Origin of the sequence: Ruminococcus sp. (assembly GCF_024691275.1) — a bacterium.
In the GTDB taxonomy this organism is placed as follows: Bacteria; Bacillota; Clostridia; order Oscillospirales; family Ruminococcaceae; genus Ruminococcus.
Window position 1 is genome coordinate 1 of sequence record NZ_JAILNU010000051.1, and the last position, 12,653, is coordinate 12,653.

The following is a 12,653-nucleotide window of genomic DNA, read 5'->3' on the forward strand; positions in this document are numbered from 1 at the left end:
TAGCTGTTCACAGCAGAAAATACAATAATTTCCCTATGCGTCCGCTTAACTGGAAATCTCCTTCTGATTACATCAAAGCTTTCCTCGAATACGGTCAAGTTTTTTGATTTAATTTGTCTCGCATCATTGACAAACCAACAATCTGAAATAAATGACATTTGTCATTAAAAAAGTTACAATTGTCACTGCTGACAATTCTTATAACAAAAAAGACCAGCTCCCGAAAGGGAGCTGTCTTCTTTATAACGTTATACCACCTTTATGTCGTGTGAATTCGTGTGAATTCGTGTGAAAAACGCCTGTTATTTCTTCACACGAATCTGCAAAAATGCATTTAAAACTGTTTTCCACAGGTATAAGAAAAGCCTGTATTTCGGTGTTTCCCTCGAAATACAGGCTTCTTTAAAAGAGCGGACAGAGAGGGATTCGAACCCTCGATACGCTATTAACGTATACACGAGTTCCAGTCGTGCGCCTTAGACCAGCTCAGCCATCTGTCCGTACTTTGGTGCGAGTAATGGGACTTGAACCCATACGTCTGTCGACACACGCCCCTCAAACGTGCCTGTCTGCCAATTCCAGCACACTCGCAAAGTACTTTAATATTATACTACGAAAAGTAGAAGTTGTCAATACTTTTGGAGAAAAAAATATTATATTACTAAAAACAAATATTTTTATAACTTAATATTGGAGACTGATTATTACATAAAACACTATATTTTTCACGCTTTCGTCGCAAATAGACAAAACACAATATAATTCGACAATTTTAGCTTAAAAATGCTATTGAAATATATAAATTTTTGTTGTACAATATAGATGTAGTAATTAGAAAAGGAGTCCTAACATGGAAAAAGACAGGATCAAAGTATTGATTGGAGAAGATTCAGCATCAATCGGAGTAAGAATAGCAGTAAAACTTCGTGAAAACGACATGATCGCAATAACACGAAGGAAAGACGGCAACACGATACTTGATTCCATTCTCAATGAACAACCTGATGTAGTATTGGTAGATCTGACGCTGCCTGATACAGATGCACTTGACCTAATTGAACAGGTCAAGATGAGGAAGGAAAAGCTTCCTGCATTTATAATAGTATCGGATATAGACAGCAGATTTATTGAGCGGCAGGTAATGGGGAATGGTGCTTCTTATTTCCTTTCAAAACCTTACAATATAGAAGAATTACCTTCTATAATCAAAAGCATCTTGCAGATACCTGCAAGCAGGAGAACAAAAGACAAAGAAGTAATGGTAACACACATTATACAAAGACTTGGTGTGCCGGCACACATTAAAGGTTACTATTATCTAAGATCGGCGATATTAAGTGCGATCGACGATAACAAGCTTATGGAATGTGTGACCAAACAGCTCTACCCATGTGTTGCGAAGAAGTACGATACAACATCGTCGAGAGTTGAACGGGCTATCCGCCATGCAATAGAGATCGCATGGGACAGGGGAGATACAGAGGCGATAAGTCAGTTCTTTGGCTACTCTGTAGACAACTATCGCGGTAGACCTACCAATTCAGAATTTATTGCACTTGTAACAGATAAAATAAGATTACAGTTAAAAACGATGCAATAATAATGGTTATCTGAGTTTTGGGGAAAATAAATGGTTAGGATAAATACATAAAACGCTCATATTGGTTAGTATGAGCGTTTTTTATTTGATGGCGAAAAAATCCCCCTTGAGCGGACAGAGGCAAAGGCGCTCAAGGGGAGAGGATTTATCGGTTTATAAAACAATAAGGGTATTTTTTATCAAGCACATCAATAATTAATAACAGGGAGTGAAACCCTTGGGTCAGCCTCTCCGCCGATCATGTTTGCAAAACGCTTTGATGCAAAGTCGTCATGCAGGTTAGTGTCGATACTCATACCTGAAACATTTCTGGTCTCACCTGATCTGGAGTTGGCATTATAGGTGAAGTATATCTCGCCGTCTCTGTAAGCTATATTGATCTGATAACGGTACCAAGTCCTGTTGGATTTGCAGAGAAGTCTGCGGCAATTTTGACCTGTATAAACATACTGTTTTATTTCGCCCTGGAAATCACCTGCGTCGGTTATGTATCCGTCGTGTTCAAGAAGCTTTGCTATTGAATAGCTGCTGACACGAACCTGCTTCTTGTCGACATATATATAACCGTGGTCATCGGCTTCGTATTCGGAGCCGTCGGTATTTTTTCCTTTGCCCCATGGATTATGAGTGAATGACTCGATCTTATCTGAATCCATAGCACATTCGGACTGTATCGCATTACATAATACTTTTGCGGCTGTTACATCAGCTCTGTTTCTTGCAAGCTCCAGATAGCCGTATATACTGGGGACAAGCAAAGCTGCAAGGATAGCCATTATAGCAATAACGATAACAAGCTCGATTAAGGTAAAGCCTTTAAAATTGCTTTTTCTTTCCTGTTTATTTCTCATAACATTTCCTCCCAACGTTAATATTTTTCTTTAAATATATTGTATCACGCAGAGTATAATATGTCAATAAAAAATTAAGAAAAGCGAAATTTTTCACATAAATATATACATATAGTATTATCGAGGTCTGAGATATCATAAACACAAAGGTTGAATCAACCGTTTCTTTAGAATAGGTTGACCAATTTCAACTTTTTTCCAGATACTGCAATTTATATGCAAATCAACTGCAATTTTATTAGATTGTGAACTGAATAAAAGAAAAATCAATATTTTATGTCATTGTATAACAGGCATTTGCAGTATTATTGCAGTTCGTCTCGAATTATAATTAAACATTTTATCATATATAATCGGCGAATGCATAAAAACAGGAGAATTAAAACATACGAGAGCTGTGTCATATACAAAACAGTTGCATATAAGATTGTTAATGGTAAAATAATGATGTTGGCAGGCGGCTTCTCTCTGACGAAAAAACAACCCCCTTATGGTAAGGCACATTAAATGTGTCTCCTATAAGGGGGGGAGTGCTTTATCTGTATTTAAGTTTAGGGTGGGCGAGATAGAATTCGTTTTTGTCCTGATACATTCTTGCATCAGCTGTACGCATAGCCGTGAGGATATCATAGTCTTTGTCGCCGTAGCTTGCACCTATGGCGAATCGGATATTTTGGCTTGAATTTGCTTGTTCGCGCAAGGCGGATATTCTTTTGTTGAGTTCTTCCTGTGTGATATTCTGAGCGATTATCATGAACTCGTCGCCGCCGGCGCGATATACTTCACAGTCATAGAAGACCCCCTGCAGCATTGCTGCGGCAGATTTCAGCATTTCGTCACCTGAATCGTGGCCCTCAAAGTCATTGACGCGCTTCAGTCCGTTCAGGTCGGCAAAGACTATCGCATATGAACTGTCAAAGGTGTCGGCTCCTGAGATGATGCGGTCAACTCTGTTGTTCATGATATTTCGGTTTTTGATACCCGTAAGCAGATCTATGGAGCTTAGTATCTCAAGTCTTTGCAGGAGCTGGTGGTTTGCTATCTCGGAAGCGAGGAAAAATGAACTTGTCTCAAGTATTTCCTTGATGTTAACGGAATTATCTGTTTCAAAGTTGGTAGCCCATATATATCCTAAAATCTCATTATTGTAGTTCAAAGGGATTAGAACGATGTTTTTTACGTTTGATTTCCTCAGATGATCCAGCCAGCGCGGATTGCGTTCCTTTAGTATGTCCATGTTGTTTTTCAGTATCAGGCTGGTGCTTCCTGCGAGAGTATCCTGCCATGTACAGACTATTTCATAGAACTCTTCGGATATAAGCTCTTTAGCGGAGCGTATATTTGCACCCGGCTTCAGGGATTCACAGAGAATACGGCATCTGTTGTTTTCGTTGTCTAAAAGCAGGATGCAGCATCGGTTGGCATCGCATATCTCGCGTATATCAGCTATTACTTCACCAACTGATGTCTGGAAATCCTGTGAGCCGCGGAGCTTTATGCAGGTCTTGAGTACCGCTGATGAAGTCTCGATGGAAAGCTCTGACATTGCCTCGGAGTCCACCTGCGGAGTAGCTTCGTATGAATAAATGCAGTAAGCGATGTTTTCTTTGTCGGATTCAAGGGGCAGGAGAAAGAGGTTGAGCCATATGCCGATATTATAAAGGTTTACATATGTATGCAAAGGCTGTTCGAGGATCGCACAGCGATAGCAGTAATCTTCAAAGTGCATATCCTTTTGGAACCATTCCTCGTAAGGAGTGTCGGGGACAAACGGACGGCCTCTGAGCGCGGAAACCGCATCGCAGTGAGCTTTGTTTCCGGCAGCAATACGAATATTTCCATAGGAGCCGTCAGGAAATTTTTCGACAGATATTATGCAGGTCTTGGTTTTATAATTTTTTAATATATTCTCAAATTCCATAAAAATCACTCCTATGGTATATTTTTATTAGTAATTATATCATGGATACAGAACATGTGTCAATATAATTATATGAATATAGATTATCAAATAACAAATACTGACGTTGAGTGGCGGCTTTTTATCGGATAATTGATATGTGTGAAAAAATAAGGATTTTTTGGCTAATGTTGAATGCTTTTTGTTGATTTATTTCGAAAGGTGTGCTATAATATTATTGTTCAATCTGGTTATAAATGTCGCATTTGACTAATTCGACATATAACATAATCTTATTATTGCATTTAAAAAGTAACAGGGAGGGTTTACAAATGCAAAAAAAAATCAAGAAAACACTACGCAAAAGACTTGCGGCAGTATCTGTTGCCGCAGCGAGCACGCTCGCACTTGTATCGGCAGAGGCAAACGCGGTCAGCTGTCTCGGTCAAAGCACATTCGATGACGGTATCGGACTTCCATGGCATACCTGTTCGGCTTTGCCTGCCGAGCAGAAGTTCGATATAAGCGACGGTACGTATAATGTTACCATAGTAAATCCCGGCGGCAAAGAGCGCGGCGGTGATTCGCGCTGGGATCTGGCATTCAAACACAAGAATCTGTATATCAAAGAAGGTCATACCTACAATTTGCACTGGGAGCTTGAGTCTTCATATGACGGTGAGATATCTGTAATGATATGCTCAGCGGACGGAAATAAAATTGTATGGCAGAATAATGCTCCTGATTGGAATCTGGGTTGGGAGAATACAGAAATAAAAAAAGGAAAGAATTCATTTGACTGTGAGTTCACTGCCGATAAGACCATTGAGGACGCTGAATGGCGTTTCCAATACGGCGGTGCGGGAGAATATCAGAAGAATGACTGCTTCCCGAAAGGCACTCAACTGAAGTTTGACAATCTTACCCTTGAGTGTAAGGACTGCGGTGGCGAGTACATCAGCAAAGATAAAACACCATGCCTTTGGACAGCACAGAATCACTGGAACTCGTCTGATATTTTTGGAAAGATCGAACCTTGGAGCGATGTACGTCTGAATCAGGTGGGCTATTATCCTAATAGCAGCAAAATAGCTACATACGCAACAGCTGAACCCAAAGCGCCTGTAAGCTTCAAGGTGCTTGACAAATCGGGCAAGGCCGTATACAATGGCACGGGCGTGTATGTTAAGGGAAGTGAAACCGATAACAAGGATTCAAAGGGCTATTACAAAGAGTCAGGTGAGTACTGTCAGCTCCTTGACTTCTCAAAGGTGAAGACCCCCGGCAGTTATACCATTGAAGTAGATGATCCCGAGAATACCTATACCGATAAATACACAGGCAAGGTATACAAGAAATACATCAGCCATGAGTTCAAAATATCGGATGATCTGTATAAAAATGTACTTACAGATGCTATGAACTATTTCTATCAGAATCGTTCGGGTATTGATATAAATGAGCAGTATATAAGCTCTTCTAATCCGTCTGACAGCAGCGGAAAGGCTAAGCTGGCACACAAGGCGAACAATGTCAATGATACTGCATATGTACAGCAAAGCTGGCAAAAAACTTATGGGAAAACTTTTGACGGCAACAAGACTGATGCTATAATAGTTTCAGGCGGCTGGTACGATGCGGATACTTTCTGCAAGAGCGTTGTGGGCGGTGCGAATGCTGTATGGCTGCTCCAGAATATGTACGAGAGAGAAAAGATCAATAAAGAGGACGGAAAGTGGAATGACAGCAAGACCATTGATCTTCCTGAAAACGGGGGCAGCGGTGCAGGAGTGCCTGATGTGCTCGATGAGGCAAGATATGAGCTTGAATTCATGTTCAAAATGATCGTAGACCCGAAGAAGGACAGCTTCTGGGGCACGGACTATGAAAACTTTGTATATCACGAAGTTTGCGACAGCAAGAATCAGGGCGTTGGAGTAAAGCGTTTTGATTACATTGATGATTATAACGGTATAGTACGTATCGTTAGACCTCCTACGTATGCGGCAACTTTCAATATGATAGCCTGTGCAGCTCAGGCTGCCCGTCTATGGGAGGAATATGATCCTGATTTCGCAAAGGAATGCCTTGATAATGCTAAGAAGTCATGGAATGCAGTAATGAAGTACCGCGAATACTGGGATTCTGAAAATGACGATGCCTTTAACAGAAAGTGGGCGCTTTTTGCACCTTTGACACAGCTCGTTCTCAGTGATATAAGAGGAGATGAAAATGTCAGGGACGAAGCATACTGGGCTGCTTGTGAGCTTTTTGTGACAACAGGCGACGATTCTTATTATGATTTCCTGAAGGACTATGAAAATAAGGATAGTGACGGACATAATAAAGCCTTTGACATAACCTCATACCTCGGCAACGTCGATACGGAAGCTTCGAGAGGCTCGTTCAACAATGTGAATACATCAGCAATGGGAACTCTTTCACTGTTCCTTAGCGATAAGTTATCGGCTGATGATAAAAAGCTCATAAGTGAAAATATAAGCAATGCAGCAAAAAAGTATCTTGAACTTGAAAATTCTGATGATAATGCTATGGGGACCCCCTATAAATCTGCTGATTTTAAACAATATATCAGTGTGCCTCACGATGAATATGTACAGACCGGCTATGAATACCAGTCCAACGGTCGTATTACAAATAATGCTCTTATCATGGCATATGCATACGATATAACAAAAGACTCCAAGTACCTGAATGGCGTTTCAAAGGCTATGGATTATATTTTCGGCAGAAACGGTCTGGGAATATCCTATGTTACAGGCTATGGTGAGCATTATATCAATAATCCGCGCCACACCTTCTGGGCTAATGAGATAGATCGTGACTTCCCGATGTCACCTTCAGGCGTTATGGCAAGCGGTGCGGCTTCAGGACTTCGTGACGATTATGTCAAGTCACTTGGCATGAGTATCGGTAAAACTTTTGCACAGAAGTGCTACGCAGATTCTGTGGAGGCATGGTTTGAGAATACTCCTTCACTTGAGATGCAGGCTGCTCTTGCATGGGATATCTCATTCCTTGACAATGAGTCTGTAATAGGTGATATTCCTACAACTACAACGACTTCTGTGACTTCGACGACCACGACAACTACTACTGTTACAACATCTGTCACAACGACCAGTGGCGATATATCGCTCCCTGAGCCTGATCTCAAGGGCGACGCTAACTGTGATAAGAATGTGGATATGGCCGATGTCGTACTTATAATGCAGTCAATGGCAAATCCTAATAAATACGGACTTGGCGGTACAGACAAGAACGCTGTGACAAAGCAGGGAATTGCAAATGCAGATGTTGACAAGACTGTTGTAGGTCTCACAGGAAATGATGCCCTTATTATTCAGGAGTATCTCCTCGGTAAAATAAAAGAACTTTGATATTTTTTGCAGACCGTCGGTTATGGCGGTCTGCTTTTGCTTTTATGCGGAAATTATTGTCAATTTTTGCGGATAAATAATAGATTTTTAACTATATTCAGTAAAAAGCTTGTAATTTAAATATCAATATGATATAATAATTTATGAGAAGGGGAGGCTTCTTTAATCATGTAAGATACTTGGACGGAGTGTTTATAATGGATAAGGGCAAAAAACTGGAGTTCTATGAACTCTTTGAAAAGCTGCTTGCGGCTCTCAATCGTCCCGATGGGTTTGATATTGATGAGATACAGACGGCATTAGGGGCAGTCTGTGATTTTTTTCATATATCCAAAGGTATAACGGAATTCTATAAGAGTGTAAGTTATGAGAAAGCAGGACGCGGTGAGATATTTGTCGGATATGATAACGGAAAAGGCGGCAAAGAGATCGTACACAGGCGTATAGTTACAAAATCAATGGCAGTCGTAAAGTGCAGCGCTTTTATGCCTGATGACTGCGAACCGCTCACTGAGGAGGAAAAATACAAGCTGGATCTTGTGATGCGCACACTGCTCAGCTTTGTGAGCCGCTACAGGCTTCAGTCAGTGGTCGAAAAATTCGGCTTCTACGATGACAGCGGCTATAAGAATGTGAGAGCATTTCTGCGCTATCTTGAAAACCTGAACAGTGACAACAGACTCGGCGGAAATACTGCCGTTTACTTCAATCTTCGCCATTTCACGCTCATAAACCGTGAAATAGGCAGGGGAGCAGGCGATGTTGCCATACGCAACTATTTTAATCTCGTGAACGATGTCGTTGGAGATAAGGGTATCGTCTGTCGTGTCGGCGGTGATAACTTTGTTGCAGTGCTTGAAGACAGCCTTCTCGAAAAAGTTCTTGATATACTCAGGGGAGCGCCTGTTATATATGATACAAATAACGGCAAAAGAATAAGGGTCTCTGCAAGTACCGGTGTCTTTCGCATGAAGGATGACTTTACCTTTGATGCTCCTGGAGACATTATGGACAGGATACTTGCGGCTTCACAGGCTGCTAAGTTCGGCGGAAAGGACAGTATCGTATTCTTTGACGACAAAATGGAGATCAGCAAGGAAAAAAGAATGCGTATGCAGCAGGTATTTCCGCAGGCCCTGAAAAATGAGAAGTTCAAGGTGTTCTATCAGCCTAAGATAGACATAAAAACAGGTGAGATAGTTGGCGCGGAGGCTCTTTGCAGATGGCTGAGCGGCGGAAAGATAATCTCTCCCGTTGATTTCATACCTATCCTTGAATACAATACTGATATATGCAAGCTTGATTTCTATATGTTGGATCATGTTTGCAAGGATATACGCCGCTGGCTTGACGAAAAGAAAAAAGTGGTAAGAGTATCGGTGAATCTTTCGCGTAAGCACATGATGGACGTTGATCTGACCGAAACGATCATAAATATAGTTGATTCGCATAATGTCCCGCATGAATATATCGAGATAGAATTGACAGAAACTACCACAGATGTGGAGTTCCGCGACCTGAAACGTGTTGTAAGCAGTCTTCAGCAGGCAGGTATCTGCACGTCGGTGGACGATTTCGGAATGGGCTACTCTTCGTTGAATCTCATACGTGAGATCCCGTGGAACGTTCTGAAAGTGGACAGAAGCTTTCTGCCAATTGATGGTGACAATGAGTGCAGTACAAGAAGCGTGATGTTCAAGTATGTTGTCAGAATGGCGAATGAGCTTGGACTTGAATGTATTGCTGAGGGAGTTGAGACCGCTAAACAGATAAAGATACTCCTTGATAATAACTGTTTCCTGGCGCAGGGATTCCTGTTCGATAAGCCTCTTCCGCTGGAGGAGTTCGAGGAAAGGCTCGATAAGCAGAAGTACATAATAGATCAGGATATCTTTAATGTTTGATATTCATAGCCTCTCATATGGGAGGCTTTTATATTTGAAGTTTTATTTTCTTGATATGCAGTACCGGTTGTATTGACAAAGATAATACTGTGTGATATAATTAAAATTAACTACCTATGCATTTTACTATTAGACTTCGGGGGTGACATTGATCAAGAAAGTACTTAAATATGCGTTGAATATAGGATTGATCCTTGTTATATCGCTCCTTACTCTTCATCTTATCTTTAAGGAACAGGCGCTTCCCGAGATAATGCATGATCTTCAGAGTGCTTCACCGTTCTGGATAACACTTGGTGCAGCCGCTGCGATACTGTTTGTAGCTGGTGAATCGGTCATAATCCACTATATGCTCAGAGTTCTTGAACAGAAGACAAGTTTTCTGAAATGTCTGAAGTATTCCTTCGTGGGATTCTTTTTCAGCTTTATAACCCCATCATCTACGGGCGGTCAGCCCATGCAGATGTATCATATGAAGAAAGACAAAATAAAGATCGGCTACTCTACGCTGATAATGCTTCTGATAACCATAGCATATAAATCGGTGCTGATACTTCTTGCTCTCGGCTTCATGATATTTAATTCCGATGTGGTCGCCCGTTATGCAGGTGACATGAAATGGCTGATAGTTCTTGGCTTTGTCATGAATCTATCATTCATCGCAGCACTTCTGCTGGTGTTCATCAAACCTATCTGGGCACGAGCTCTCGGTATAAAAACAGTAGGACTGCTCACTAAGCTGAGGATACTGAAAAGAAAGAATAAGGATAAATACACGGAAAAGCTTATAAGTATCTGTGATACCTACGCAATGGGAGCTGACTATATAAAGAAAAACCTGTCAGTTGTTTTCAATGTTTTTCTTCTTACAGCTGTTCAGAGAATATGCCTGTTCTCGATAACATGGATCGTTTACAGGGCTTACGGTCTCGGACAGACAAGATTTATAGATATTCTTACCTTGCAGATCATGATCGGTGTTGCGGTAGAAATGCTTCCTCTGCCGGGTGCGGCAGGCATCTCGGAGGGCTGCTTCCTGCTCACATTCACTGAGATATTCGGAATGAAGTTCGTTAAGCCGGCACTCCTTATAAACCGCGGACTTACATACTATCTGATACTTTTTATCGGCGGAGGAGTTACTCTTATCGCCCATATCAGAGGAATGAGAAACGAGAACAAACAAAACGAATAGTTTATTTTGCTCCGCCATAAAGCGGAGTTTTTTATTGTTGTAATATTTGCCGAAATGTATTGCAATTTGAAGATTTATGCTGTATAATAAAAATCAGAGGTGATAAAATGAGCTTTTGGTCGAAATTTGGTCATGCGATCTCTCCATATTATAATGTGATAATTTTTGCGTTTGCGGTATTTACTGTATGGGTAGCAATGAATCTCAACCGCAATAAACAGTCTGTTGACCACGAGATATACGATTGGGAGGCAACCAGTGAAGACCTCCTCAATGTTGACAGGGTGGACAGGATATTTGACAGCTACCGAAAGATCAATACACAGTATACTCTTTTTATAACGCTGATCTCTATATTTCCGCTGCTCGGTATGCTTGGAACTGTTCTTTCACTTCTCGGACTTGATCTTTCAAGCGCGGAAGCTATAAGCAGCGCCAAAAACAACTTTTTCGGCGCACTTACTTCTACCGCATGGGGAATAATCTTTGCAGTTACATTTAAAATAGTGAATGCAAGGCTGTTCGCTGATACTGAGGACCTTATACAAAGACACCTTGCTCTGATAAAAAAACTGAGAAAAAGCGGTATTGCCGAATCTCAGAAGCAGACAAGGTTTTAAGGTGAGCTTATGAAGATCAGAGAGATCATACTTGACTTTACATCGCTTCTTGATGTAATGATGATAATATTGTTCTTCTTTATCCTTTTCAGCAAGGTCGATGTGGAGACTGCCACTGAAAGAGCTAATAAGGCTGAATCTTCATACAATTCCATGCTTGAGGAGACCGAAAGGATAAAGCTGGAAAATCAGCAGGAACAGGAAGAATGGCGCGAAAAAGCTTCGGAAGAGTGGGAGCGAATTGGTAAGGCTGATGAGAATGCCGCTAAAAATCAGGAAGCTCTTTCTGCGTATAATGAAGGTAAAGGCATAGCATTCAACCTCCATGACGTGGAGAAAGGCGATGTCTGGACGCTCAGTGTTCTCTGCGGAAGCAAAAAACTGGGAGAGATAAGCTCCGAAGACAAGCGCAATATCAGAGAAATGCTGAAAGATATGATAAAAAAGGCAGGATACAGTTACGATGATGTTGTCATTGCCACACTTACTTTTAACGGTGACGAATATGGTACGGAAACAGCTGTTCCTACAGTCGAAAATTCAATAATCGGTATTCAGAGAGAATACAAAAATCTCTATTTTACAACTATAAATACAACAAAGTGAGGTGAGCAATATGAAAAAGATACTTGGTTTTATTCTTATCCTTATTATCATTGCGATAATTGTTTTCCTTTATTTCTTCAAAGGCTTCGGCGGCTTTGGAAAGGATTCGGGAAAAGGAAAGAGTAATGATACAACGGTGTCGGAAACAACGGAAAAAAGTTCGGCAGAGGCTACAACTGTCCTCGACAGAAAGCCTGCGGGCGCTGAAATAACAGTTTCGGGTCACGATTATATCTTCAACAACGAGAAGATAAGCCTCGACGACCTTATGACGGAGATAAGCAAGCTCGACAAGGAAGCAGAGATAACTATCACTTCTGATGATACAGCTGCAAAAAATACCGTTGATGAGCTTACGGACAAGCTTGACGAGGCAGGATATAAGAACTATAACAAGACAGGAAAATAACACATAATAAAGGCAGTTTATACTGCCTTTCAGCCTGTCCACAAAGCCCCTCTGCGAGCAACGCAGAGGGGCTAATTACACAGAATATCAGGCAAAAACAAGATCAGAACACAAAAATGGGATATATACAGTATAAAACAACGAAGGCTGACGATCCTTTCTGAGGT

Annotated in this window: 9 protein-coding genes and 2 tRNA genes; 7 read left to right on the forward strand and 4 right to left on the reverse strand. The window is 41.1% G+C overall.

Annotated elements, in window-relative coordinates; genetic code table 11:
- Positions 1-411 precede the first annotated feature (411 nt).
- Both K6G33_RS06315 and K6G33_RS06320 read right to left on the reverse strand, forming a co-directional pair.
- Positions 412-500, reverse strand: a tRNA-Ser gene (locus tag K6G33_RS06315).
- A 6-nt stretch (positions 501-506) separates the two neighbouring features.
- Positions 507-591 (reverse strand) — tRNA-Leu (locus K6G33_RS06320).
- Between the two features lie 259 nt (positions 592-850).
- Here K6G33_RS06320 and spo0A point away from each other — a divergent pair.
- Entirely contained in the window at positions 851-1,600 is a 750-nt protein-coding gene (gene spo0A, locus K6G33_RS06325; RefSeq protein WP_296777432.1) for a sporulation transcription factor Spo0A, read from the forward strand.
- Between the two features lie 188 nt (positions 1,601-1,788).
- Here the strand turns inward: spo0A and K6G33_RS06330 are convergent, their stop codons facing one another.
- Both K6G33_RS06330 and K6G33_RS06335 read right to left on the reverse strand, forming a co-directional pair.
- Positions 1,789-2,451, reverse strand: a complete 663-nt coding sequence (locus K6G33_RS06330) for a type II secretion system protein (protein WP_296777434.1) — start codon at positions 2,449-2,451, stop codon at positions 1,789-1,791.
- Positions 2,452-2,986: 535 nt separating this feature from the next.
- Positions 2,987-4,372: a diguanylate cyclase gene (locus K6G33_RS06335; protein WP_296777436.1), complete on the reverse strand. Its 1,386-nt coding sequence runs from the start codon at positions 4,370-4,372 to the stop codon at positions 2,987-2,989.
- A 311-nt stretch (positions 4,373-4,683) separates the two neighbouring features.
- Between K6G33_RS06335 and K6G33_RS06340 the strand changes: the two genes are divergently transcribed.
- The 6 genes from K6G33_RS06340 to K6G33_RS06365 all read left to right on the forward strand — a co-directional run bounded on the left by K6G33_RS06340 (position 4,684) and on the right by K6G33_RS06365 (position 12,486).
- Entirely contained in the window at positions 4,684-7,752 is a 3,069-nt protein-coding gene (locus tag K6G33_RS06340) for a glycoside hydrolase family 9 protein (protein WP_296777439.1), read from the forward strand.
- A 197-nt stretch (positions 7,753-7,949) separates the two neighbouring features.
- Complete coding sequence (locus tag K6G33_RS06345; protein ID WP_296777442.1) at positions 7,950-9,656, forward strand: bifunctional diguanylate cyclase/phosphodiesterase; 1,707 nt, start codon at positions 7,950-7,952, stop codon at positions 9,654-9,656.
- Positions 9,657-9,804: 148 nt separating this feature from the next.
- Positions 9,805-10,851, forward strand: a complete 1,047-nt coding sequence (locus tag K6G33_RS06350) for a lysylphosphatidylglycerol synthase transmembrane domain-containing protein (RefSeq protein WP_296777445.1) — start codon at positions 9,805-9,807, stop codon at positions 10,849-10,851.
- Positions 10,852-10,958: 107 nt separating this feature from the next.
- The gene (locus tag K6G33_RS06355) at positions 10,959-11,471 is read left to right on the forward strand and encodes a MotA/TolQ/ExbB proton channel family protein (RefSeq protein ID WP_296777446.1); all 513 of its coding nucleotides are present in this window, start codon (positions 10,959-10,961) and stop codon (positions 11,469-11,471) included.
- A gap of 9 nt (positions 11,472-11,480) precedes the next feature.
- On the forward strand, positions 11,481-12,077 hold the full coding sequence (locus K6G33_RS06360) for a biopolymer transporter ExbD (protein ID WP_296777448.1): 597 nt from the start codon (positions 11,481-11,483) through the stop codon (positions 12,075-12,077).
- A gap of 10 nt (positions 12,078-12,087) precedes the next feature.
- Entirely contained in the window at positions 12,088-12,486 is a 399-nt protein-coding gene (locus tag K6G33_RS06365) for a hypothetical protein (RefSeq protein ID WP_296777449.1), read from the forward strand.
- Positions 12,487-12,653: the final 167 nt, after the last annotated feature.

Bases quoted from the DNA above. Each gene is read 5' to 3' on its own strand.
- spo0A (WP_296777432.1), top strand. From the start codon at position 851: ATGGAAAAAGACAGGATCAAAGTATTGATTGGAGAAGATTCAGCATCA.
- K6G33_RS06330 (WP_296777434.1), bottom strand. From the start codon at position 2,451: ATGAGAAATAAACAGGAAAGAAAAAGCAATTTTAAAGGCTTTACCTTA.
- K6G33_RS06365 (WP_296777449.1), top strand. From the start codon at position 12,088: ATGAAAAAGATACTTGGTTTTATTCTTATCCTTATTATCATTGCGATA.
- K6G33_RS06335 (WP_296777436.1), bottom strand. From the start codon at position 4,372: ATGGAATTTGAGAATATATTAAAAAATTATAAAACCAAGACCTGCATA.
- K6G33_RS06355 (WP_296777446.1), top strand. From the start codon at position 10,959: ATGAGCTTTTGGTCGAAATTTGGTCATGCGATCTCTCCATATTATAAT.
- K6G33_RS06340 (WP_296777439.1), top strand. From the start codon at position 4,684: ATGCAAAAAAAAATCAAGAAAACACTACGCAAAAGACTTGCGGCAGTA.
- K6G33_RS06345 (WP_296777442.1), top strand. From the start codon at position 7,950: ATGGATAAGGGCAAAAAACTGGAGTTCTATGAACTCTTTGAAAAGCTG.
- K6G33_RS06360 (WP_296777448.1), top strand. From the start codon at position 11,481: ATGAAGATCAGAGAGATCATACTTGACTTTACATCGCTTCTTGATGTA.